This window comes from Rhodoferax sediminis, assembly GCF_006970865.1.
GTDB lineage: Bacteria > Pseudomonadota > Gammaproteobacteria > Burkholderiales > Burkholderiaceae_C > Rhodoferax_A > Rhodoferax_A sediminis.
Genome location: NZ_CP035503.1, coordinates 3,382,016 through 3,406,015 on the forward strand (window position 1 = coordinate 3,382,016; position 24,000 = coordinate 3,406,015).

23 protein-coding genes are annotated in these 24,000 nt (G+C 64.1%); 17 read left to right on the forward strand and 6 right to left on the reverse strand.

Features of this window, described 5'->3' with window-relative positions; genetic code table 11:
• Positions 1 to 39 precede the first annotated feature (39 nt).
• Entirely contained in the window at positions 40 to 345 is a 306-nt protein-coding gene (locus tag EUB48_RS16350; RefSeq protein ID WP_168226776.1) for a helix-turn-helix domain-containing protein, read from the reverse strand.
• Positions 346 to 784: 439 nt separating this feature from the next.
• On the opposite strand from EUB48_RS16350, the gene EUB48_RS16355 reads away from it, so the two are divergent.
• Positions 785 to 1,768, forward strand: coding sequence for an IS5 family transposase (locus EUB48_RS16355; RefSeq protein ID WP_142820118.1), 984 nt, complete (start codon positions 785 to 787; stop codon positions 1,766 to 1,768).
• A gap of 153 nt (positions 1,769 to 1,921) precedes the next feature.
• Here the strand turns inward: EUB48_RS16355 and EUB48_RS16360 are convergent, their stop codons facing one another.
• From EUB48_RS16360 to EUB48_RS16375, 4 genes are read right to left on the reverse strand one after another with little or no spacing between them, the layout of a single operon-like run.
• Complete coding sequence (locus tag EUB48_RS16360) at positions 1,922 to 4,003, reverse strand: acetate--CoA ligase family protein (protein ID WP_142820119.1); 2,082 nt, start codon at positions 4,001 to 4,003, stop codon at positions 1,922 to 1,924.
• Positions 4,004 to 4,046: 43 nt separating this feature from the next.
• On the reverse strand, positions 4,047 to 4,835 hold the full coding sequence (locus EUB48_RS16365) for an enoyl-CoA hydratase/isomerase family protein (RefSeq protein WP_142820120.1): 789 nt from the start codon (positions 4,833 to 4,835) through the stop codon (positions 4,047 to 4,049).
• 10 nt (positions 4,836 to 4,845) lie between these two features.
• Entirely contained in the window at positions 4,846 to 6,090 is a 1,245-nt protein-coding gene (locus tag EUB48_RS16370) for an acyl-CoA dehydrogenase family protein (protein WP_142820121.1), read from the reverse strand.
• A gap of 45 nt (positions 6,091 to 6,135) precedes the next feature.
• The gene (locus tag EUB48_RS16375) at positions 6,136 to 6,975 is read right to left on the reverse strand and encodes an enoyl-CoA hydratase/isomerase family protein (RefSeq protein WP_142820122.1); all 840 of its coding nucleotides are present in this window, start codon (positions 6,973 to 6,975) and stop codon (positions 6,136 to 6,138) included.
• Positions 6,976 to 7,258: 283 nt separating this feature from the next.
• Here EUB48_RS16375 and EUB48_RS16380 point away from each other — a divergent pair, with 283 nt between their 5' ends.
• From EUB48_RS16380 to EUB48_RS16455, 16 genes are all read left to right on the forward strand, one after another.
• Positions 7,259 to 8,038 (forward strand): SDR family oxidoreductase, encoded by a 780-nt coding sequence (locus EUB48_RS16380; protein ID WP_142820123.1) that lies wholly within the window; start codon positions 7,259 to 7,261, stop codon positions 8,036 to 8,038.
• Between the two features lie 171 nt (positions 8,039 to 8,209).
• Positions 8,210 to 9,688 (forward strand): NAD-dependent succinate-semialdehyde dehydrogenase, encoded by a 1,479-nt coding sequence (locus EUB48_RS16385; protein ID WP_142820124.1) that lies wholly within the window; start codon positions 8,210 to 8,212, stop codon positions 9,686 to 9,688.
• A gap of 139 nt (positions 9,689 to 9,827) precedes the next feature.
• Entirely contained in the window at positions 9,828 to 10,364 is a 537-nt protein-coding gene (locus EUB48_RS16390) for an NAD(P)-dependent oxidoreductase (protein ID WP_142820125.1), read from the forward strand.
• 118 nt (positions 10,365 to 10,482) lie between these two features.
• Complete coding sequence (locus EUB48_RS16395; protein WP_142820126.1) at positions 10,483 to 11,391, forward strand: NAD(P)-dependent oxidoreductase; 909 nt, start codon at positions 10,483 to 10,485, stop codon at positions 11,389 to 11,391.
• A 135-nt stretch (positions 11,392 to 11,526) separates the two neighbouring features.
• Entirely contained in the window at positions 11,527 to 12,045 is a 519-nt protein-coding gene (locus EUB48_RS16400) for an SDR family NAD(P)-dependent oxidoreductase (protein WP_142820127.1), read from the forward strand.
• Positions 12,046 to 12,084: 39 nt separating this feature from the next.
• Positions 12,085 to 13,104: a Bug family tripartite tricarboxylate transporter substrate binding protein gene (locus EUB48_RS16405; RefSeq protein ID WP_142820128.1), complete on the forward strand. Its 1,020-nt coding sequence runs from the start codon at positions 12,085 to 12,087 to the stop codon at positions 13,102 to 13,104.
• Between the two features lie 406 nt (positions 13,105 to 13,510).
• Positions 13,511 to 15,013, forward strand: coding sequence for a 3-hydroxyacyl-CoA dehydrogenase (locus EUB48_RS16410; RefSeq protein ID WP_210411646.1), 1,503 nt, complete (start codon positions 13,511 to 13,513; stop codon positions 15,011 to 15,013).
• Between the two features lie 27 nt (positions 15,014 to 15,040).
• Positions 15,041 to 16,246, forward strand: a complete 1,206-nt coding sequence (pcaF, locus tag EUB48_RS16415) for a 3-oxoadipyl-CoA thiolase (protein WP_142820130.1) — start codon at positions 15,041 to 15,043, stop codon at positions 16,244 to 16,246.
• A 70-nt stretch (positions 16,247 to 16,316) separates the two neighbouring features.
• Positions 16,317 to 17,444 carry a Re/Si-specific NAD(P)(+) transhydrogenase subunit alpha gene (locus tag EUB48_RS16420; RefSeq protein WP_142820131.1) on the forward strand — a complete coding sequence of 376 codons (1,128 nt, stop codon included), beginning with the start codon at positions 16,317 to 16,319 and terminating at the stop codon, positions 17,442 to 17,444.
• Between the two features lie 22 nt (positions 17,445 to 17,466).
• Positions 17,467 to 17,796 (forward strand): NAD(P) transhydrogenase subunit alpha part 2, encoded by a 330-nt coding sequence (locus tag EUB48_RS16425; protein ID WP_142820132.1) that lies wholly within the window; start codon positions 17,467 to 17,469, stop codon positions 17,794 to 17,796.
• A complete protein-coding gene (locus tag EUB48_RS16430; RefSeq protein WP_142820133.1) occupies positions 17,793 to 19,217 on the forward strand; it encodes an NAD(P)(+) transhydrogenase (Re/Si-specific) subunit beta in 1,425 nt (474 codons plus the stop codon). The genes EUB48_RS16425 and EUB48_RS16430 overlap by 4 nt, the downstream gene beginning before the upstream one ends.
• A gap of 13 nt (positions 19,218 to 19,230) precedes the next feature.
• A complete protein-coding gene (locus EUB48_RS16435; RefSeq protein ID WP_142820134.1) occupies positions 19,231 to 19,914 on the forward strand; it encodes a 2,3-bisphosphoglycerate-dependent phosphoglycerate mutase in 684 nt (227 codons plus the stop codon).
• 59 nt (positions 19,915 to 19,973) lie between these two features.
• On the forward strand, positions 19,974 to 21,137 hold the full coding sequence (gene sucC / locus EUB48_RS16440; protein ID WP_142820135.1) for an ADP-forming succinate--CoA ligase subunit beta: 1,164 nt from the start codon (positions 19,974 to 19,976) through the stop codon (positions 21,135 to 21,137).
• A gap of 13 nt (positions 21,138 to 21,150) precedes the next feature.
• Positions 21,151 to 22,044, forward strand: a complete 894-nt coding sequence (sucD, locus tag EUB48_RS16445; RefSeq protein ID WP_142820136.1) for a succinate--CoA ligase subunit alpha — start codon at positions 21,151 to 21,153, stop codon at positions 22,042 to 22,044.
• 49 nt (positions 22,045 to 22,093) lie between these two features.
• Positions 22,094 to 22,315: a tautomerase family protein gene (locus EUB48_RS16450; RefSeq protein WP_142820137.1), complete on the forward strand. Its 222-nt coding sequence runs from the start codon at positions 22,094 to 22,096 to the stop codon at positions 22,313 to 22,315.
• 19 nt (positions 22,316 to 22,334) lie between these two features.
• Positions 22,335 to 22,889 carry a carboxymuconolactone decarboxylase family protein gene (locus EUB48_RS16455; protein ID WP_142820138.1) on the forward strand — a complete coding sequence of 185 codons (555 nt, stop codon included), beginning with the start codon at positions 22,335 to 22,337 and terminating at the stop codon, positions 22,887 to 22,889.
• 78 nt (positions 22,890 to 22,967) lie between these two features.
• On the opposite strand, the gene EUB48_RS16460 is transcribed toward EUB48_RS16455, so the two are convergent.
• Positions 22,968 to 23,993: an aldo/keto reductase gene (locus EUB48_RS16460; protein ID WP_142820139.1), complete on the reverse strand. Its 1,026-nt coding sequence runs from the start codon at positions 23,991 to 23,993 to the stop codon at positions 22,968 to 22,970.
• Positions 23,994 to 24,000 lie beyond the last annotated feature (7 nt).

The window sequence follows — 24,000 nt, forward strand, 5'->3', positions numbered from 1 at the left end:
AGGGCCGCCCGAAAGGTCCACGTGCAGCTCTCCTGGGACTTAAGCAGAATGAAACCCTTCGCGAAACGAAATCGAGCCAACTTGGTCCCTCATTAACTCCAGCTGGCCGAATACGAGCTTGCCGTGCGCTACAAGAACATCGCCCGCGTCGGTAAGTCGCAGTCCGCGATAGTCGCGCACGAAGAGTGCTCTTCCGATGGATGCCTCTAGTGCCTTGAGTCGTTGGCTGGCTGCGGAAATCGAGCAGTGGGTGCGCTTCGCGGCGGCAGAGAGCGAGCCCAATTCCGCGCACACGATCACAAGGCGGATAGATATAAGGTCGAGCCGGGCGATGTTGATATCCACTTGATTGAAATTCCCGTCGGTTAAGTTGCTCGAAACACAAGTATTCGAATCCACCAACTTGGGTTCAGTTGGCTCTCCAGGGGCCGCAATGCCCAACGTGTGCTGCCAGCCGAATTTCCCCGGCTAGTCTTCGACACTGCCGCCTTTGTGAATCTGCTGTCTTCTATTTGTCGAGAACGTTTGCAATGTCCGTGCCAAGTTAGATGCCCTGTTGCGGCGGCTCTGGGTCGAATCGAGATGTCTCGCTTCACCTGGTTGGATGCGGAGACAGACGACGTCAGGCGGTGCCACAAGACTCCTGGGCTTTAGCAAATAGAAAGGCTCTGCGTCGCCGCTACACAACAAGAGCGTTAGGGAGACGCTGATTTATTCGTGGCAAGGTCATCGCGACGGGTGGCCAAGCGTTGAAGGCCGAGCCTCCTACGACGAGCGACGAAAAATGAGCCAACGCAGTTTTGCCAGCGCCGAGTACGCGATGAAGAAGAAGCGCACGCGGCGCGAGAAGTTTCTCGCCGAGATGGAACGCGTCGTGCCATGGGCGCGCCTGATAGGCGTGATCGAACCTCTGTACCCCACGAGCGGGCGAGTCGGGCGCCAGCCGATCGGCGTTGCCCGGATGTTGCGCATGTACTGTCTGCAGCAGTGGTACGGCTTGACCGACGAAGCGTTGGAAGACGCGCTGTACGACAACCAGGCGCTGCGCGACTTCGTCGGCATCGATCTGTCGCGCGAGTCGGTGCCGGATGCCACCACGGTGTTGAAATTCAGACGCCTGCTGCTGGACAACGACCTCACCAAGGCGCTGTTCGAGGAGATCAATACCCATCTTGCCGAACAAGGGCTTTTGATGCGCGCGGGCACCATCGTGGACGCGACCATCATTGCTGCGCCGAGCTCGACCAAGAACGCGGGCAACACGCGAGACCGGGAAATGCACCAGACGAGGAAGGGCAACCAGTGGTATTTCGGAATGAAAGCTCACATAGGAGTCGATGCCGAATCGGGCCTCGTGCACACGATGGTCGCCACGGCGGCCAACGTCCATGACGTGACCCAAGCCGGCGCACTGCTTCAAGGCAAGGAGACGGTGGCCTTCGGCGATGCTGGGTACTGCGGTGCCTGCAAACGCGAAGAAGCCCAGGGCCCGCAGTGGCACGTGGCGATGCGGCCCGGCAAGCGCCGACAACTGGACCCGAAGCGCAAGTGGGCGCAGTTGCTTGAGAAGGCCGAGCAGCTCAAGGCGAGCATCCGGGCCAAGGTCGAGCATCCGTTCCATGTGATCAAGAACCTGTTTCACCACAAGAAGACACGCTACAAGGGCCTGGCCAAGAACGAAGCGCAGCTGTTCAGCCTGTTCGCTCTGGTCAACCTGGTGATCGCCAAGAGGTCGCTCCTGTGCGTCGTAACCCGAGGTGCGTCTTAAACGCGGAAAGTGACCTCGAGAGGGGCGAAAACACCCGGTAGGGAGACCCCATGGCGCGAAGTCAACGGATTTCGCGCTGGTATCGCGACGTGATGCCGTTAGTTCCGGCTGCAGCGTTCATTGATCAGCATCTCCCTTTCGCCCGCCGCGACGTCAGCTGCTGGTGGTAACCAGCGCGTCGACCGCGCTAAGACCCTGGCCCTGCTTTCTAACAATCACGGGATTGATCTCGAACTCCTGAACCGCCGGGCTGGCGAGGAACATGTCGCCAAACCGCACGGCGGCATTCGCGAGCGCCTCGACATCCGCGGCCGGCTTGCCCCGGAAACCCTGCAGCAGGGTCCACAGCTTGAGCTTGCGCACCGCGGCGAGCACCTGTTCCTCGGACACGGGCAAGACCAGGTAGGCCACGTCACGGTACAGCTCGATGGCGACGCCACCCGTCCCGATGGAGATCACCGGACCGAAATCGGCGTTGCGCAGGCAGGAGAGCACCACCTCGACCCCGTCGCCGACCATCTCCTGCACCAGGATGCCGGCCTGCGGTTTACCCATGCGCTGGCGAAACTGTTCGGCGAGGGCATCGACCTCTTCGGGCGATGCCACGCGCAGCTTGACCAGGCCCATCTCGGTCTTGTGCTCCGCCTCAGAAGGCAGCGCCTTGACCACCAGCGGGTAGGACAGATGCGCGCAAGCCTGGCCGGCACGATCATGGGGGCCCAGCACCACCCATTTGGCCGGCGTGACGCCACTGTCGTCGCAGAACTGCATCATGGCGGACCAGTCGCCCGGAACGGTCCGCTGCGCCAGGGGCTGGCGCGGTTGCAACTTGGGCAAGCGCATCGCATCGCGGCGCCGGTACAGCAGCGACAAGGCACTCATCGCGGCCGAGGGATCGGCGCACAGGAGCACACCCGCGTCGCGGAAGTCCTTGCGCATCTCGGGCTCGATGGTCTCGCCGATGATGCTCAGGAACACCGGCACTTCGCGCGCCAGCGCCTTGAACACCTCCGCATTGGCGATGAGATGGCGGCGCACGGTGGATGCGAACTGGACGATAACCGCTTCGGTCCTGGAATCGGCCACGACGGTCTCGCAGGCGTCCTCCAGCATGCTCGGCACACTGTTGACCTGGCCCGTCAGATCGATCGGGTTCGTCTTGCGAGCAAACGACGGCAATATCGTGTTGAGTTTTTCGACCGTGGAGGGATCGAACTCGGCCATGGTAATGCCGCGCTCGCTGCTGTGGTCGGCCAGCAATGCGCCGGCGCCGCCCGAAGCGCTCAGGACCGAAGCCCCACCCTTGGGGTCCCGGCTGTCGCGCGGATCGCGCATGAAGGCCAGCACTTCGACGGCGTCGATGAGCTCCGCAATGCCGTCGACTTCGATGATGCCGGCCTGCTCGAAGGCGGCGGCATAGACGGCGTGGGACGAAGCGATCTTGCCGGTATGGGAGGCGGTTGCATCCTGTCCAACGGCCGATCGACCGGTCTTCAATGCGACGATCTGTACCCCACGATCGCGGGCGCGCTCCGCGATCTTGAGGATGCGGCTCGCATGGTCCAACCCTTCGAGGTAAAGCGCCACCACCCGGACATCGTCCTGCTCGATGATCGCATCGGCGGCGTCAAGCACATCCAGGCAGGTCTCGTTGCCCACGCTGACGATGTAGGACAGGCCCATGCCGGCGTTGTTGAGCGAATTGCCGATGGCGCCCGCCAACGCACCACTCTGACTGAGCACGGCCACGGGGGCGTGGTTGATCTTCTCGATGTTGAGCGCCGCACCGCTGAAAGTCATGATGACCTTCTGCCGAACCGACCAGAGGCCATTGCAGTTGGGCCCGATAACAGCCACGCCATGCGTCCTGGCCGCCTCGGCCAGCTGACGCGCATTCTCCTGGCCGCCTTCGACCTCCTCGAAGCCGGCACTGAACACCACCGCGTTGCGGATGCCCTTCTGGCCACACTCGGCGATCACGCCGGCCACGGTATGCGCGGGTGTGATCACCAGTGCGACGTCAGGCACTTCGGGCAATTCGCCAACGGTCTTGTAGGCTTTCAATCCCTCGATCTCGGCGTGGCTGGCCGTTACAGGGTAGACGGCCCCTTGGAACCCGTGCTTGAGGAGGTTCTTCACCAAGGCGTTGCGGGGCGTGCCGGCCTGGGGCGAAGCGCCGACGATGGCCACGCTCCTGGGCTGCAGGAATCTGGCGAAAGTATTCTGGTCAATCATGTCTATTTATGTATGTATCTATCCACCCGCAGGCAGCTTGTCCTCATTGGCCCTTGAATCGGGGCATGCGCTTTTCCTTGAAGGCGGCCAGCGCTTCCTGGTGGTCTTCGCTGGTGCGGACGATGGGCATGCTGGAGGCCACGATGTCCAGCGCCGTGCCCAGGTCTTTGTCCAGGCCCAGGCGCACCACGCGCTTGATGGTCTGCACCGCCAGCGGCGCGCCGTCGGCCACCTTGCGCGCGAAAGCGTAGGTGCCTTCCATCAGGTCGGCGTCCGGGAAGACCTTGTTGACCAGGCCGATGCGCTCGGCCTCGCGGGCTTCCACCCAGTCGCAGCTCCAGAACAGCTCCAGCGCCTTGGCCGTGCCGACGATGCGCGGCAACAGGTAGGCGCCGCCGGCCCCGGGAATCAGGCCCATCTTGGCGTAGGTCTCGGCGAAGCGCGCACTCTCGGCGGCGAAGCGGATGTCGCAGGCCAGCGCGATGTCCAGGCCGCCGCCGGTGGCAAAGCCGTTCAGGGCCGCGATTACCGGCTTGTCGATCTCCGCCAGCTTGCGCGGCAGCCGCTGGATACCCTCGACCAGGCGCTTGCGGATGCCGGCCGCGGTCTGCTTCGCGCTGGCGCTGAAGCCTTCCACGTCGCCGCCTGTGGTAAAGGCGCGACCGGTGCCCGTCATCACGATGACGCGCACCTCGGGGTTGGTGCGGGCGTCCTCGAGCACCGCCAGCCAGGTCTCTAGCATCTCGTCGGTGAAGGCATTGAGCTTCTCCGGCCGGTTGAGCGTGATTGTGGCGATGCCCTGGTCGATCTCGAATTTAAGGTGTTCGGACATGGCGTCCTCCTCAGGCCTTGCTCTTGAGCTCGCCGGCCACATCATCCTTGCGGATATCACGCAGGCCGGTCTTGCCATGGTGGCGGTCTGCCATCTTGTAGCCCAGCGCGTCCTCGGCAATCATGATCTTTTGCACATTGGCGGAGCCCTCGCCGGTGAAGAACATGTCTGCATAGGCCCGGTAGTACGAAACGGGGTACTCCTCTGCCAACCCGTAGCCACCGAAGATCTGCATGGCCTTGTCGGCACAGAACTTGGCCGTCTGCGAGGCATGGAACTTCGCGATGGCCGCGATGCGGTTGGACGGCAGGCTCGCATCCATCATCAGCGCCGCCTTGTAGACCAGCCCGCGGCTGGCTTCGATGGCGCAGGCCATCTCCGCGATGTCGGACTGGATCATCTGGAAGCGGCCGATCGGCTGGCCGCGCAGCTCTCGCTCGTTGGCGTAGCGCACGGCCTCCTCAAAGCAGCGGCGCGCCACGCCCAGCGCCTTGGCAGCCACACCGACGCGGCCGGGCTGCAGAGTGCGCATGATGATCTTGAAGCCTTCGCCCTCCTCGCCCAAGCGGTCTTCCACCGGCACGACAAAGTCGTCGAGGAACACGACGTTGGTGCGCATGGACTTGGAAAGCCCCAGGCAGTCGATCGGCGTGGCCTTCCAGCCCGGGTGCTTCTTGGGCTGCACGATGAACGCGGTTACCCCCTTGGCGCCAGCGTTGCGATCGGTCTTGGCCAACAACACACCGACGTCGGCCTCGTTCGCCATCGAGGCCCACATCTTCTGCCCGGTGATGCGGTAGACGTCGCCATCGCGCTGCGCGAAAGTCTTCATGTTGCCCTCGGCATCGGAACCGCCGCCCGACTCGGTGAGCGACATCATGCCGATGGTCTTGCCGGCGACCAGGTTGGGAACGTACTTCGTGATCTGCTCCGGGGTGCCACCGAAGTAGATCGCACTCGGGCAAGTGGAGCCCTGCTGGTTGTTGCACGAGGAGAAGCGCACGTCGTTTCGCACCATCTCTTCCTGGATTACGACAGCGGCCAGGTAACCCATGTTGCTGCCACCCACCGACTCGGGGAACACCGCACCGTAGAGTCCGGCTTCCCCGGCCTTACGTACCAGATCACGGGGGAACTCACGGCGCTTCTCATAACCGTCCATGACCGGCTTGACTTCCGCCTCCATGAAGCGGTTCACCATGTCGCGCACCGCCTCGATCTCTGGAGACAGCTCGGGAAACATCGACACATCCATCAAATCTCTCCTATTGGGGTTCTAAATTCACGGCGCCGCGGCCGGTCAGGCGGCTCGCTTCGGCGAGGCGCCGCTCGCGTCCTTGTTGCTCGACGAGCGCGCCGCGGCACCGGCGAAATCAGGCTGGCGGCTGTCGATCGCAGCCGACAGGCCTTCTCGGAATTCGGGATTGGACATGGCCATCACGGCGCCAAAGCCCTCGTAGGCAAACATGTCCGTCAGCGTGGTCTCGAAGCTGCGCGCCATCAGGGTCTTGGCCAGTCCCATGACCTCGGCCGGGCCCGCCGCCAGGCGGGTGGCCTCGGCCAATCCTGCGGCCTCGACCTGGTCGTCGGGCACGACCTTGGCCACCAGGCCGAGTTCGAGTGCCTCCTGCGCCAGCATCGTCGCACCGCTGAACAGGAAGTTCTTGGCGCGCGCCATGCCGATGAGCCGGGGCAGGTGGTACATCATCCCGACATCCGGCACCGTGCCCAGGCGAAAGAAGCCGGACACGAATTTCGCGCCCTCGCCCGCGACCACCACATCGCCCGTGAGCGCCAGCCCCATCCCGCCGCCCACGGCATGGCCGCGCACACCCACGACCACGGGCTTGTCCAGCGTGATCAGCGGCACGAGCCAGCGGCTGAGGTTGCGGAAGCGCCGATGGACGGGCCATGGATCGCACTGCGTCTGCAGCATCTTGAAGTCTCCGCCGGAGCAGAACGTCGGCCCCTCGCCGGTAAGGAAGACCGCACGCACCGACGGGTCGCGCTCGGCGAGCTCCACCGCCTCGCCCAACTGCTGGCGCAGCTCGGTCGTCAGCGAGTTGCGGTTTTCTGGGCTGCAAAGCCGAATCACCAGCACCGAATCTTCCCTCACCGTTTTCACCACCTGATTGCTCATCTTGGAATCCTTTGCGTTGCGCTCCCCCGGAACGATACGCCTCTTACATGCAAGGCACGTGCCATGCGGAATGGGCCACTCCAGAGGCCAAAAACACCCGAATGTTGGCGCCCCGACTTGAATTTCTGTTCTCTGCGAAAACACAGCCGTGTCCACAAAAGACACTCCCGCACCCTCCCGGGGCAGCCCTGCGGCACTTGGGGCCCGGGCGGCCGCAAGCTGGCACGCGGCTTGCGGTGATGCGGACAGCTGAATAGAAACTTACGGAGAAGGATAAAGCTTGATGTTCACCAATGACACGCTCAAGGGCCGCACGGCCCTGGTCACCGGGGGCGGCTCCGGCATCGGCCTGGAGATCGCCACCGCCTATGCACGCCTGGGCGCCAGCGTAATGATTGTCGGCCGCAATGAGGAGCGCCTGCAGGCCGCAGCGGAAGGCCTCGCGCGCGAAGGCGGCCCGGTCCAGACCCGCAAGTGCGATGTGCGCAACTACGACGAAGTAAAGCAGGCCGTGGAAGCCACCGTCGGGCGCTTCGGCTCCCTCGACATCCTGGTAAATAGCGCCGCGGGCAACTTCGTCTGCCCGACCTCCGAGCTGTCGCCCAACGGCTGGCGGACGGTCATCGACATCGACCTCAACGGGACCTTCTATGGTTGCCATGCCGCCTACCCCCACCTCAAGGCCTCCACCCACGGCGGCTCGATCATCAGCATTATCACGATGCTGGGGGTGACCGGCTGGCCGGGCGCTGCCCACGCGGCGTCGGCCAAGGGCGGCATCCTCTCGTTATCGCGCACGCTCGCGGTGGAATGGGGAGGCGACGGCATCCGCGTGAACACCATCTCTCCCGGCCCGATCGGTGACACCGAAGGCGTGCGCCGCATGTACATCGAGGCAGGCAAGGGCGACCTGGAGGCGCAGAAGACTGCCCTCGGCCGCTTCGGCCGCAAGGAGGACATCGCAAATGCCGCAGTCTACCTTGCCTCGGACCTCGGCAACTACGTCACCGGCGAGAACCTGATTGTCGACGGCGGCCGCTGGCTCAAGTACGTCGCCAACTAAAGCAAAGACACTGGTCAGCGCCAGAACCCCGACCAGTGTCCTTGAAAGAGACGTTCACCCGTCTTCCGGACGTACATGCGTCTGGGCGACCGGACGCTCGACCGGGCGGGCGCCCCCGGCGATTGGCATATGTCTTGCCTCGCACAAGAGAACTGAAGAGAGGAACAAACCATGGCAAACGTGAATTCACGAGCGACCGACACCTCGGTCGCTTCAACCTACCCGCGCATCGGCCTGTTCATCGACGGGGAGTGGATCTACGAAAGGCCCTCCTGCTACGCGGTGTGCAACCCCAGCGACGAGGCTGTCCTAGGCCCCGTGCCCAGCGCCAGCCAGGAAGATCTGGAGCGGGCGCTGCGCGCCGCAGCCAAGGGCTTCAAGGTCTGGCGCGACACGCCTCCCACCGAGCGCGCGAAGGTGCTGCACAACGCCATCGCGCTGCTGCGCGAACGCGTCGATGACATCGGACGCATCATCACGCTGGAGCAGGGCAAGCCCTACACCGACGGCCGCACGGAGGTCGACCGCGCTTGCACCTTCCTCGAATGGGACGCGGCTCAGTCGCTACGCACTTATGGCAGCGTGCTCCCCTCGGAGCCGCACATGCAGCGCATGGTGCTGCGCCAGCCGATAGGTCCCGTGGCCGCATTTACGCCCTGGAACGTGCCGATCAGCTCGCCCTCGCGCAAGGTCAGCGCCGCCCTGGCGGCGGGCTGTTCCGTGATCCTGAAGGCTGCCGAAGAGACTCCCGGCGCCGCCTGCGCGTTCGTACAGTGCTTGGTCGACGCGGGGCTGCCACCCGGGGTGCTGAACCTCGTCTTTGGCGAGCCGGCCAGGATCTCTTCGACGCTGATCGCGTCTCCGGTGATCCGCATGGTCACCCTCACCGGCTCGGTTCACGTTGGCAAGCAGTTGTCGCAGCTGGCCGGCGCTGCAATGAAGCCGGTACTCATGGAACTCGGTGGGCATGCGCCCGTGCTCATTGGCGAGGGCGTTGACGCCGCCAAGATCGCCCAGCAGGCGGCTACCTCCAAAATGCGCATGGCGGGCCAGATCTGCGCTTCGCCCAGCCGCTTCATTGTCCACCGCAGCGTGTATGAGGATTTCGTCTCGGCCTTCGCGAAGATCGCCCGGGAACTGCGCGTCGGCGACGGCTTCGAGCCCGGTGTGCAGATGGGACCAGTGGCCAATGCGCGGCGGCTCGCCGCCGTCGATGCCTTGGTGCAGGACGCCAGGACCCGCGGCGCGCGCGTGGTCGCCGGCGGCCATCGCATCGGCGACCGCGGCTACTTCTATGCCCCGACCATCCTGGCGGACCTGCCCGTCGATGCCGATGCGATGACCACCGAGCCGTTCGGCCCGCTGGCCATGTGCGTGCCTGTGGACAGCCTGGACGAGGCGCTGGCGCTGGCCAACAGCCTGTCGGTGGGACTGTCGGCCTACGCGTTCACGAACTCGCTGCACGACGCCGAACGGATCAGCCGTGAGCTCGAATGCGGGGTCCTGTCCATCAATCACCTAGGCAGTCCAGGTGCCGACGCGCCATTTGGTGGAGTGAAGGACAGCGGTATCGGTCGCGAAGGCGGCGCAGAGAGCCTCGACGCGTACCTGGTCAGCAAGACCGTGCTGCAAAAGACGGCAAGGGTCTGAGTGGCGGGCCGGAAACGGTGCGGCGCGAACCGGCTCGCATGGACTCGCAGCAAACACATGTTCGCGGGATTCACACGGAAGTGTTCTCGGCGCGGACAACTTGCTCGCTGCTGGGCGCGCAATCCCACCCGGTGAATCCATGGCACATGTCTTGCTGTCGGAATGCATCCGATCACAGGAAATCAGGAGAAATCATTTGAGCGCACTGCCGAGGGAAAGGACTGTCGGATTCGTTGGCCTTGGCCAGATGGGCGGCCCCATGGCCGAGGACATCCTCAAGGGCGGCCATTCGCTGGTGGCCTACAACATCGACAAGCGCAAGGTCGACCACGCCGTCAGCCTGGGGGCACAGGCCGCCTCCGATGCGGCTGACGTCGCGCGCCGCGCGCGCTTTGTGGTGTCGATGGTCGACACCACCGCCCAGGCCGAGGAAGTGATCGTCGGCCCCGGCGGCTTCATCCAGACCGCCCAGGCCGGTGACGTAATCATCAGCATGGGCACCATCGATCCGATGGCCCTGCAGCGCATGCAGGAGCAGCTCGCAGCGAAGGGCGTCGACATCATCGACGCACCGGTGAGCGGCATGGAAAAGGGAGCGCGGCAAGACACCCTGAAGGCGTTCGTTGGCGTCAAGACGGAGGCGCTCGAGGCGGCCGGCCCGTCCTTCAGTCTATGACGTCGAAAATCATCCACTTCGGCCCCATCGGACAGGCGCGGCGTGGTAGGAGAGATCGCAAGCCGCCTTTCGAACAGTACGGGCAAGGACGTGCAACCAGACAACATCAGGAGTTCAAATGAGCAGCAACCTTAGAGAGAAAACAGTCGGATTCGTCGGCCTCGGGATGATGGGCGACCCCATGGCCGAGAACATTTTGAAGAAGGGCCTAGCGCTGGTGGTCTACGACATCGACAAGCGCAAGGTCGAACACTTCGTCGGCCTTGGCGCACAAGCCGGAACGGGCCCGGCCGACGTCGCTCGCGGGGCGTGCACGGTCATATCCATGGTCGACACGACCGCCCAGGCCGAGGAGGTCATCGTCGGGTCCGGCGGATTCATCGACACTGCACAGCCTGGCGACGTAATCATCAGCATGGGCACCATCGATCCGATGGCGCTAAGGAGGATGCAACAGAAGCTCGCCAGCAAGGGCATCGATTTGCTCGACGCGCCGGTCAGCGGCATGGACAAGGGTGCAAAGGCCGGAACGCTCAAGGCGTTCGTGGGCGGTGACGCCGCCGCCCTCGATAGGGCCAGGCCGGTGCTGGCGACCATGTGCGCGGAGATCATCCATTTCGGCGCGGTCGGCAACGGCACGTCCATGAAACTGGTCAACAACATGCTGTTCCAGGTGGGCCGGATTCTCGTCACCGAGGCGCTGGTCCTCGGCGCCAAGGCCGGACTGGATCCGAAGCAGATGGTCGAGGTGATCGGCAAGGCCACCGGCAACAGCGCCGCCTTCCAGTACACCGCGCCGAAGATTCTCGCCCGGGATTTTGACGGAATCCGGATGGACATCACCTACAAGGACATCGAGCTGCAGACCTCACTGGCGAAGTCGCTCGGGGTGCCGATGTTCATTGCCCCCGTCGCGCAGCAGGTGTACCAGATCGCCAGGGCGGCGGGTTTGGGAAGTAAGGACGCGACCTCCATCGTGCAAATCTACGAGCAATGGACCGGCGTGCCGGTGGCCCCACATGAATGACGTCGCGCGCCGCGGGCGGGGTCGCCTCGACGTGATACCGATCTTCGGCTCGCGAGACCGTTGCCTGAAGTGGGTGCATCCCATCATTGATGCCTCCGAAGGCAAGCCGACCCCTCTTCATCGCACTCCTTTTCGATGAACAGCAGCAACGCAGAAAAGATCGTCATCACGAGTGCCAGCAGCGGCTTGAGCGAGGCAACCGCGCGGCATCTCTCATCGCTCGGCGCTACGGCGATTCTGGGCGCCGATCGCGTCAACTCGCTGGCCGCCGAACTGACTGGCCTTGGCCCCAAGGCGCTGGCTGTGGCGAAGAACCTCACTCGCGCCGCGCAAGTGAAGCATCTGGTTGACGCCGCGGTCCAGACCTTCGGCCGCGTCGACGTCATGCTCGACAACGCCAGCCTGATGCCGGACTCGCCGCTCAAGCGACTGAAGATTGACGACTGGGGCCGCATCGCCGAACTGTGGCGCCCCTGCATCGAACCGTTCGGGGCCGACCGCTGCATGGTTTCGTCCAACACCCCGGTCGACAAGCCAGCCTTTAGCTACGGCAGGGTCTGGGACACGTTCAAGCGGATCACAGCGGTCCGCTCGGACGAGGAAAAGCGTTTGATCTTCGGGGGCACCGCCAAGCGAGTCTATCGACTCGATTGACGGGGGCCCCAACATTCCCCAACCACCACAGGAGATACCATGTCAACATCGCACACACGCTCTACGCTAGCCACCACCGACCGCGATACTCGCCTTTCCCGCAGGAACCTGCTCGGCCTGGGCATCGCCGCCGGCTTCGCACCGGGGCTAGCACTGGCCCAGGAGTTTCCCTCCAAGCCGATCCGCCTGATGGTGGGAGCGACGCCGGGTGGCTCCATCGATTTCGGGGCCCGCACCATGTCGGCGCCACTGTCCGAACTGCTTCACAACCCGGTCCTCGTCGAAAACAAGCCCGGCGCCTTCGGCGTGCTCTGCACGCAGTATGTCATCAAATCGGCACCAGACGGTTACACCCTCCTCGTGGGAACGCCCAGCCCAGTCATCATCGCGCCACAGGCTATGCAGAAAGCGCCGTTCAACCCGTTGACCGACCTGACGGCGATCAACATGGTATCGACCTCACCCATCGCGATCGCGGTCAATCCGCGCCTGGAGGTGAAGAACCTCAAGGAGCTCGTGGCGCTGTCGCGCAAGCGCCCCATCACCATGGGGCTACCGCTCGCGGGCAGTTTGTCCCACTTGGTGGTGGAAATGACACGCAAGGCGACCGGAATCAACTTCCTGAATGTGCCGTACAAGGGCGCCGCCCCCGCGATCGCCGACTGTATAGGGGGCACCATTGATGCAACCGTCTCGGACGTGGGGGTGTTTCTCCCGTACCATCGGGCAGGGCAGCTGCGCGTCGTGATGGTCACGTCGGAGAAGCGCATCGACGCCCTGCCCGACGTTCCGACTGCCGAGGAGTACTCCCCAGGCCTGGTGGTGACGAACTGGGTCGGGATCTTCGGACCCGCCAAGATGCCCAATGCCGTGGTCGAAAAGATCAATGCGGCGCTGTTGAAGGTCGTCGCCCGGCGTGATGTGCAGGAGCAGTACGTCAAATTCTCCGCCACTGCGTCGGCCATGGCAGACCCCGACGCATTCCAGAAGTTCGTCGCATCGGAGTACCAGCGTTTCGGCCAGATCGTGCGCGAGAGGAACATTGTCATCGGCGGGTGAGCACGAGCGCCGAGGAGCGTCCGATGGGAGCCCGATCCCCTGCCCAGTGAACCCACCCCACCTGCGGGGCCGGGTTACGTGCTGACGGGGTGCACCCTCGATGTGAGTGGCGACCAACTGACCGCCTGAGGAGCGGCCCACGGCCCGCCCTTCGCGCTCCGCAGTGTTCTTCGAACGGACGGGTGCGTGTCCTTCGCGCATACAGAAAGAACCGCGCGCAGCCGGCCCGTGAAGCCAGCGCCCATGCCGCTCTCACCGCACGATGCATCCGTGCGCACGTGATCGGGGCCGGGTTCCCGCGTGCCTCGCCTACGTTGGCATATGTCTTGCAGCAAAGGGACAGCGTCCCGGCCGGGGCGGCAATTCGATGGAGGGACGGAAAGGGGATCGCATGATGGGACGGGAAGTGCAACGAGTGGGAGTGATCGGTGCTGGTGCGATGGGGCGCGGCATCGCGCAGGTCTGCGCCGCGGCGGGCTGCTCGGTGCAACTCTTCGACACCGCCAAGGAGGCCGTGGCGCGTGCGCGTGACGCCGTGGGCGGGGACCTGGCACGCGGCGTGGCCAAGGGCAGGCTGTCACAGGAGGACGCCGATGCCACCCTCGCCCGCATCCAGCCCGCGAACGAGTTGCGCGACATGAGCGACTGCGAACTGCTGGTCGAGGCGATCGTCGAGAAACTAGAGGTCAAGCAGCAGCTGTTTCGCGAACTGGAAGCAACCGTGCGGCCAGACTGCATCCTGGCCACCAACACGTCTTCGCTAAGCGTGACGGCCATCGCCGCTGCGTGCGAGCATCCGGGCCGCGTTGCCGGCTGGCACTTTTTCAACCCAGTACCCCGGATGCGGCTGGTGGAAGTGATACAGGCGCCCCGTACTTCAGCGGAAACGGTCGAGGCGCTCGTCGAGCTCTCCACGCGGGTCGGCCATCGCGCGATCGTCGCGTCCGATTCTCCCGGTTTCGTGGTCAACCACGCCGGCCGCGCGTTTGTGACCGAAGGGCTGAAGCTGCTGTCCGAGTGTGTCGCCGAACATTCCATGCTCGATGCGATCCTGCGCAACTGCGCGGGCTTTCGCATGGGCCCGTTCGAACTACTGGACCTGACGGGGTTGGATGTCTCCGTCCCGGTGATGGAGTCGATCCACGCGCAGTACTATGGTGACGATCGCTACCGTCCGGTGACGCTCGCGCGCACGAGGTTGATGGCGGGGCTGCTGGGACGCAAGAGCGGCCAGGGTTTCTACAGTTATGGGAGCAGGGGCGGCGGCGCCGCGCCTGTGCCCCAGCCGCCAGCGATACCGGCCGAAGCGGCGCTGTGGTGGCCAACGGAAGGCCCGGCCGCCTTGCCAGAAACGATCACTTCGCTGCTGCCCGCCGCCAGGCGAGCAACGGAACCCCGGCACGCCGACGTCATCTTCTTGGCGCCCCTGGGTGCCGACCTGTCCACGACCGCCGCGCAACTGCAACTGGATGCCGCCAAGGTCATCGCGATCGACCCGGTTTTCGCGGGAACCTCTGGCGTGACCCTGATGGCCTGCCCTGCCACGGCTGCCTCGACAGTGATGGCCGCTCGTGCGACATTCGCGGCGCAATCCGTGCTGACATTCGTTATTTCGGATACGCCGGGCTACGTGGCATCGCGTGTGGTGGCATGCATCGTCAATCTGGCCTGCGAGATGGCTCAGCAAGGCATCGCGTCGCCGGCAGACATCGATGTGGCGGTACGCCTTGCCCTAGGGTATCCGGCGGGCCCCTTCGAATGGGGGGACAGGCTGGGCGCCGCGCGCGTGCTGCAGATTCTGGAGGGCCTGCACGCAACGTTTGGCGACCAGCGCTACCGCCCTTCGCCGTGGCTGGTGCGCCGTGCACGTCTGTCGCTGCCGTTGTCTGCGCCCGATCGCCAGAACTGATTTCAACCCCTTCCCCGTAACACCCTCATGACCCGACATGCCTTCATCTGCGACGCCATCCGCACGCCTTTCGGCCGCTTTGGCGGTGCCCTCTCCTCCGTGCGCGCCGACGATCTCGCTGCGATCCCCCTCAAAGCCCTGATGGCCCGCAACCCGAAAGTCGACTGGCAGGCCATCACCGATGTGCTTTTCGGCTGTGCCAACCAGGCCGGAGAGGACAACCGTAACGTCGCCCGCATGGCTTCGCTGCTTGCGGCGCTACCCGTGGAAGTACCTGGTGCCACCATCAACCGGCTGTGCGGCTCCGGCCTTGACGCCCTCGGCACTGCCGCACGCGCCATCAAGTCCGGAGAAGCCGGTCTGATGATCGCGGGTGGCGTGGAGAGCATGAGCCGCGCGCCCTTCGTGATGCCCAAGGCGGAGTCCGCCTTCTCGCGCGCGAACGCGGTGTACGACACCACAATCGGCTGGCGCTTCGTCAACAAGCTGATGAAGGAAATGTACGGCGTCGATTCCATGCCGGAAACCGCCGAAAACGTGGCCACCGATTACAGGATCGAGCGCGAGGCGCAGGACCGCATGGCGCTGGCTTCGCAGCGGAAAGCCGTGGCGGCGCAAAAGTCCGGCTTTTTCGACAGCGAGATTACCCCGGTGACCATCACGCAGAAGAAAGGCGAGGCCATCGTCATCAGCAAGGACGAACACCCCCGAGAAACGTCACTGGAGACGCTGGCCAAGCTCAAACCCATCGTCAAGCCGGATGGCACGGTGACTGCAGGCAATGCCAGCGGCGTCAACGATGGTTCCTGCGCGTTGTTGCTGGCCGATGAAACCACGGCCGCAAAGTATGGGCTGACGCCGAAGGCGCGCGTCGTCGGCATGGCGACCGCGGGCGTGCCGCCGCGCGTCATGGGTATCGGACCGGCGCCCGCCACGCAGAAGGTACTCGCGCTCACCGGACTCAAGCTCGAGCAGATCGGCGTAATCGAGCTGAACGAGGCATTTGCCGCCCAAGGCCTCGCCGTTCTACGCCTGCTGGGGCTGAAGGACAACGATCCGCGGGTGAACCCGAACGGTGGCGCCATCGCGCTCGGGCACCCACTCGGAGCCTCGGGAGCACGCCTCGCGACTACGGCCGTCAACCAGTTGCATCGAACCGGCGGACGCTACGCGCTGTGCACCATGTGCATCGGCGTGGGCCAGGGGATCGCAGTCGTTCTGGAGCGCGTGTGATCGCGCGACCCCTGCGCAGCGCTCAATAGAGATTCCGCAATGTACAACCCCGTTTTCGCAAGCTGAAATCATGCAGATAGGCGTACCGGCCGAAACCACGGTGGGCGAGACCCGCGTTGCCGTCACCCCCGAGACGGCCAAAAAACTCATCGCCCAGGGCCACACGCTGCATGTCCAGTCGGGCGCCGGCGTGGCCGCCAGCGCCACCGACGAAGCCTATGCTGCGGTTGGCGTGCAGATTACCGATGCGCCCGGCGCTTTTGGCTGCGAGTTGGTGCTCAAGGTCCGAATCCCATTCGGCAGCGAGTTGACGCTGATGAAGCCCGGCACCACGGTCGTGGGCATGCTCAACCCGTTCGATGCGGCGGGCCTGCAAAGCCTGGCCGGCGCCCAGCTCACCGCCTTTGCGCTCGAGGCCGCACCGCGCACCACCCGCGCGCAGAGCATGGACGTGCTCTCCAGCCAGGCCAACATCGCGGGCTACAAGGCCGTCATCATGGCGGCCGACGGCTACCAGCGCTTCTTCCCCATGCTGATGACGGCGGCCGGCACGGTCAAGGCCGCCCGCGTCGTGATCCTGGGAGTCGGCGTGGCCGGGCTGCAGGCCATTGCCACGGCCAAGCGGCTGGGCGCCGTGATCGAGGCCTCCGACGTGCGCCCCAGCGTGAAGGAGCAGATCGAGTCGTTAGGGGGCAAGTTCATCGATGTGCCCTATGAAACCGACGAGGAGCGCGAAGCGGCGGCCGGCGTCGGCGGCTACGCCAAGCCGATGCCGCCGAGCTGGCTCGCGCGCCAGCAGGTCGAGGTGGCCAAGCGTGTGGCGCAGGCCGACATCGTGATCAGCACGGCGCTGATTCCGGGCCGTCTGGCCCCGGTGCTGATCACCGAGGAGATGGTCAAGTCCATGAAGCCGGGCTCGGTGATCGTGGACCTTGCGGCCGGCAAGGGCCCCGATGGCGGCGGCAACTGCCCGCTGACCGAGACCGACCGCACCGTCGTGAAATACGGCGTGACGCTGGTCGGCGAGACCAATCTGCCCGCACTGGTGGCGGCCGATGCGTCGTCGCTCTATGCGCGCAACGTGCTCGACTTCCTCAAGCTGATCCTCACCAAGGAAGGTGCGCTCAAGATCGACCTGGAAGACGACATCGTGGCGGCCTGCCTGATGACCCGCAGCGGCGAAGTGCGCCGCAAATAACGACCCAACCAGGAGCGACATCATGGACGCCGTCTCACCCACCATTCTCAATCTGATCATTTTCGTGCTGGCGATCTACGTCGGCTACCACGTGGTCTGGACCGTCACGCCGGCCCTGCACACGCCGCTGATGGCGGTGACCAACGCGATCTCGGCCATCGTCATCGTCGGCGCCATGCTGGCCGCCGCCCTGACCGTCACCGGCCTGGGCAAGACCATGGGCGTGCTGGCGGTGGCGCTGGCCTCGGTGAACATCTTCGGCGGCTTTCTGGTGACGCGCCGCATGCTGGAGATGTTCAAGAAGAAAGAGAAGAAGGCGCTGCCCGCGGCGGACAAGGGGGTGGCCAAATGAGCATGAATGCCGTCACCCTGCTGTATCTTTTTGCCTCGGTGTGCTTCATCCAGGCCCTCAAGGGTCTGTCGCACCCGACCACCTCGATCCGCGGCAACTTCTTCGGCATGGTCGGCATGACGGTGGCCGTCCTGACGACGGCGGCGCTGATCGTCGAGCACTCCGGGCAGGTGCTGGGTCTGGGCTGGGTGCTGCTCGGCGCGGTCGTTGGCGGCGGCTACGGGACGTGGCGCGCCAAAACCGTCGAGATGACGCAGATGCCCGAGCTGATCGCGTTCTTCCACAGCATGATCGGCTTGGCCGCGGTGTTCATCGCCGTGGCCGCCGTGGCCGAACCCTCCGCCCTGCTGGAGGGGCTGGCCAAAGGCGCCGCCATTCCCACCGGCAACCGGCTCGAGCTGTTCCTGGGCGCGGCCATCGGTGCCATCACCTTTAGCGGCTCGGTCATTGCCTTTGGCAAGCTCAGCGGCAAGTACAAATTCCGCTTGTTCCAGGGGGCACCCGTTCAGTTTTCAGGCCAGCATCTGCTCAACCTGGTGCTGGCGCTGCTGACCATCGCGTTCGGGGTTGCGTTCATATTGACCGAGAGCTGGAGCGCCTTCGTCTCGATGCTGGCGCTGAGCTTCGTGCTGGGCGTTCTGATCATCATCCCGATCGGCGGGGCCGACATGCCGGTCGTGATCTCGATGCTCAACAGCTACTCGGGCTGGGCTGCGGCGGGCATCGGCTTCTCGCTCAACAATTCGATGCTGATCATTGCCGGCTCTCTGGTGGGCTCATCGGGTGCGATCCTGTCCTACATCATGTGCAAGGCCATGAACCGCTCTTTCTTCAACGTGATCCTGGGCGGCTTCGGCGGTGAGACGGCAACCGCCGCGGCCGTCGGCGCGGTGCAGCGTCCGGTCAAGAGCGGCAGCGCCGACGATGCTGCCTTCGTGCTCAGCAATGCCGAGACCGTGGTGATCGTGCCCGGCTACGGCCTGGCCGTGGCGCGCGCCCAGCACGCGGTGAAGGAGTTGGCCCAGAAATTGACCGATAAGGGCATCTCGGTCAAGTACGCGATCCATCCGGTGGCGGGGCGCATGCCGGGCCACATGAACGTGCTGCTGGCCGAGGCCGAAGTGCCGTACGACCAGGTGTTCGAGATGGACGAGATCAACGGCGAATTCGGCCAGGTCGACGTGGCCATCATCCTGGGCGCCAATGACGTGGTGAACCCCGCCGCGCTGGTCAAGGGCAGTCCGATCTACGGCATGCCCATTCTGGAAGCCTACAAGGCCAAGACCGTGATCGTGAACAAGCGCTCAATGGCCGCCGGCTATGCGGGCCTGGACAACGACCTGTTCTACATGGACAAGACCATGATGGTCTTTGGCGATGCGAAGAAGATCGTCGAGGAAATGGGCAAGGCCATCGAGTGATGCGCCGGGCATCATGACGAATCTCGTTCTATTACGCCACGGCGAATCCGAATGGAACCGGGAAGGACGGTTTGCCGGTTGGGTGGACGTGGCACTCACCGCCACTGGGATCGAGCAGGCCAGACGCGCCGGAATCACCCTGCGAGACCGTCTGTTCGATTTCGACCTGTGCTACACGAGCGTGCTGAGGCGAGCGACACACACGGCGTGGCACTGCCTCGACGCGATGGACCGCACATGGCTGCCCACGATTCGCTCGTGGCGCCTCAATGAAAGGCACTACGGTGCCTTACACGGGCTGAACAAGGCGGCAACGGCGAACGCGTACGGGGAGGAACAGGTCAGGCTGTGGCGAAGGAGTTACGACACGCGGCCACCCGCGCTTTCTGCGGCAGGCACCCGCAGTTTCACCGCCGACCGGCGGTACGCCGATATGCACGTGCCAGCCTCCGAGTCGGTTGAAGACACCGTCGCGCGAGTGTTACCGTTCCTGGAGCAATTCATCCGGCCGTCAGTATCCAGCGGGACACGCGCCTTGGTGGTGGCCCATGGCACGTCCTTGCGAGCGATGATCAAGATACTCTGTGGGCTGACACCATCAGAGATCGTCCGAACAGAGATTTCGAATGGCGTGCCGCTCGTAGTTGAGCTCGATAAATGGGGAAAAGCGAGGCGCTCTTATAGCCTGGATGGCTGACGATCGGGCCCCCTCCTCCACGCACTTTGCCCGCTTTCTACTTTCTTAAAAGAGACCTCATGAAGATTCACGAATACCAAGGCAAGGAAATCTTGCGTCAATTTGGTGTGCCGACGCCGCGTGGCATTCCGGCGTTCACGGTGCAGGAGGCGGTGGAAGCCGCGCAAAAACTGGGCGGCCCGGTGTGGGTAGTGAAGGCCCAGATCCACGCCGGCGGGCGCGGCAAGGGCGGCGGCGTCAAGCTCGCGCGCTCCATCGACGAGGTGAAGAAACTGGCCGGCGAAATCCTCGGCATGCAGCTGGTCACGCACCAGACCAGCCCCGAGGGCCAGAAGGTGCGCCGCCTGTTGATTGAGGATGGCGCCGACATCAAGAAGGAATATTACGTGTCGGCCGTGACCGACCGCGCTTCGCAGCGCGTGGCCATGATGGCCTCGTCCGAGGGTGGCATGGACATCGAGGAAGTGGCGCATGCCACGCCCGAGAAAATCATCAAGGTGTTTGTCGACCCAAGCGCGGGCCTGACCGACGCCCAGGCGACCGAGCTGGCGAACGGCATCGGCGTGCCGGCCGGCTCGACCGCGAAGGCCGTCGATGTGCTGCAGAAACTCTACAAGTGCTACATGGAGACGGACGCCTCGCTGGTCGAGGTGAATCCGCTGATCCTGGAAGGCAACGGCAACATCAAGGCGCTCGACGCCAAGTTCAACTTCGATCCGAATGCGCTGTTCCGCCACCCCGAGATCGTGGCCTACCGCGACCTCGACGAGGAAGATGCGGCCGAGATCGAAGCCAGCAAGTTCGACCTCGCCTACATCAGCCTGGACGGCGACATCGGCTGCCTGGTGAACGGCGCGGGCCTGGCGATGGCGACCATGGACACCATCAAGCTGTTCGGCGCCGAGCCGGCCAATTTTCTGGACGTGGGCGGCGGCGCTACCCCCGAGAAGGTCACCGAAGCCTTCAAGATCATGCTGAAAAATCCCAAGGTCAAGGCCATCCTGGTCAACATCTTCGGTGGCATCATGAAGTGCGACACCATCGCCACCGGCGTGATCACGGCCTGCAAGGCCACCAACCTGGGCGTGCCGCTGGTGGTGCGCATGAAGGGCACCAACGAAGAGCTGGGCAAGAAGATGCTGGCCGAATCCGGTCTGCCCATCATCAGCGCCGACACCATGGCCGAAGCGGCGCAAAAAGTGGTGGCTGCGGTTAAATCCTGACTAGGAAAACATCATGTCGATCCTCATCAACAAAGACACCAAAGTCATCACCCAGGGCATCACCGGCAAGACCGGCCAGTTCCACACCGGCAAGTGCCAGGAATATGCCAACGGCAAGAACTGCTTCGTCGCGGGCGTGAACCCGAAGAAGGCGGGCGAGTCGATCTTCAACATCCCGATCTACGGTTCGGTCAAGGAAGCCGCGGACAAGACGGGCGCGACGGTGTCGGTGATTTACGTGCCGCCGGCGGGCGCGGCCGCCGCGATCTGGGAGGCCGTCGAGGCCGATCTGGATCTGGCGATCTGCATCACCGAGGGCATCCCGGTGCGCGACATGCTGCTGGTGCGCAACAAGATGCGCGCCAAGGTGGCCGCTGGCGGCAAGGAAACCTTGCTGCTCGGGCCCAACTGCCCGGGGCTCATCACACCGGACGAAATCAAGATCGGCATCATGCCCGGCCACATCCACCGCAAGGGCCGCATCGGCGTGGTCTCGCGCTCCGGCACGCTGACCTATGAAGCCGTGGCGCAGCTGACCGAAATTGGCCTGGGCCAGTCCAGCGCGGTCGGCATCGGCGGCGACCCGATCAATGGCCTCAAGCACATCGACATCATGCGGCTCTTCAACGACGACCCGGACACCGATGCCGTCATCATGATTGGCGAGATCGGCGGCCCGGACGAAGCCGACGCCGCGCGCTGGTGCAAGGACAACATGAAAAAACCCATCGTCGGTTTCATCGCCGGCGTCACCGCCCCGGCGGGCAAGCGCATGGGCCACGCCGGCGCGCTGATCTCGGGCGGTGCCGACACAGCCGAGGCCAAGCTCGCGGTAATGGAGGAGTGCGGCTTCAAGGTCACGCGCAATCCGTCGGAGATGGCCAAGCTGCTCAAGGCGCTGCTGTAGAGCTCGGCATTCGCTAACCTTCGACATGGGTAAAGAACAGGAGAACACCGTGCCCCACGTAATCGTCAAGCTTTATTCAGGCAGAACGGAAGAACAAAAGGCCAAGCTCGCAGAGGAGGTGTGCAATGCCGTCATCTCTGCCCTGGCCTGCGATGAGAAGTCGGTATCCGTGGCGATTCAGGATATCAGGCCAGCGGATTGGCAGGACAAGGTCTATAAGCCGGACATCCTTGCCAATTCGGCCAGGATTTACAAGAAGCCGGCATACTGAACAACCCAGAGGTGCTTTTATGACATTCTTCAAATCTCTTCCGGACAACGCAGGCCCGCCGAACGTCTTCACCAAATATCCGGAGGTTTACGGGCCTTGGTCGACGATGAGCCAGGCAATGATGAACGGGCCATCGCCTTTAAGCCAAGGCGAGCGGGAGTTGATCCTTGCCTATGCAGCAGGCCTGGGTGGATGCACGTTCGTGCATGTGGCTCATTCGGAGGTCGCCTATGCGTGGGGCATTCAGCAGGGTTCGGTAGAGCGACTGCTGGAAGACCCGAACACCGCGCCAGTGAAAGCGCGCTTGAAGCCACTCCTGGCGTTCGTCCAGAAGTTGATGGTGACGCCAAGCGAAATGACTCAAGCGGACGCCGACGCGGTGTTCGAAGCCGGCTGGGATGAGCAGGCACTGCACGACGCGATCGCGGTGACTGCCCGCGCGGCCTTCATGCAGCGGCTGGTCGAAGGATACGGTTTCACGCCATTGACCCGCGAGGCCGCAGCCAAGCACGCGAAGCGACGGGTGGAGCGCGGCTACGTCAACCTGTATCCGGCGTTCCGCGAAAACAAGTGATGGTGCGGTAGCTCGAGTCTGATTCTAAGTTCTTGGCGCAGCCCGGCATTGGTGTCAAGTGATGCAACGTGTATCCGCTTATTGATTTACCGGAGCAGTTCTCGCGACTCGACCCGTCACCGGATACTGTGGGTCGGTGAAACCTGGCGTCGACGGATGCCCAGCTGGGACTAGTTGGTTGACCAGTGCCTCATCCTCGGCCGTGAAGGGAGCCTTCAGCGCCTCAAGATAGTCTTCCCACTGCTGGGGCGTACGAGGACCTGCAATGACGGCGTTGACCAGTGCATTGTTAAGTACCCAGTTGATCGCAAAATGCGAGGTAGTGTTGCCCCTTGACTGCGCATGCGCCTTGATCTGCAGCGCGAGTTCAATCGACTCGTGGCGCAGCTCGGTCTGCAGCGTGCGGCGGTCACCCCGGGCGGCGCGGCTGCCCTCTGGAAGCTGCTCCACACTCGCATACTTGCCTGTCAGGACCCCTCGGGCGAGCGGGCTGTAGGGCACGACACCGATGCCGTAGGACTGGCAGGCCGGCAGCAGTTCGGCCTCGGGCATACGGTTCATGGCGTTGTACTGGGGCTGGCAGGCCGCGGGGCGGTCGATGCCGGCATCCATGCACAGACGGACCAATTCCGCCAGACGCCAGGCACGGAAGTTCGACACGCCAAAGTACCGGATCTTGCCCTGCCGCTGCAGGTCGGCAATGGCGCGGACGGTTTCCTCCAGCGGCGTGCTGGCGTCGTCCCGGTGCAGGTAGTACAGGTCGATGTAGTCGGTGCCCAGCCGGCGCAGGCTCTGCTCGGCAGCACGCATCACGTACTTGCGGGACAGGTCTGCCCCGGTCGGGATGGCCGAGTCGGCCGGATAGCCGACCTTGGTGGCCAGCACCCAGCGATCCCGGTCGCCGTGAACGGCGCGGCCGACGATCTCCTCCGACTTGCCGGCGCCGTAGGCGTCGGCCGTGTCGATGAAGTTGACGCCAGCCTCGCGAGCCCGGGCGATGATCTGGTGGGAGGTCGCTTCGTCCGTCTGGTCGCCGAACATCATGGCGCCAAGGCACAGGGGAGAAACTTTCAGGCCGCTGCGGCCCAGTCTGCGGTATTCCACGGATGAC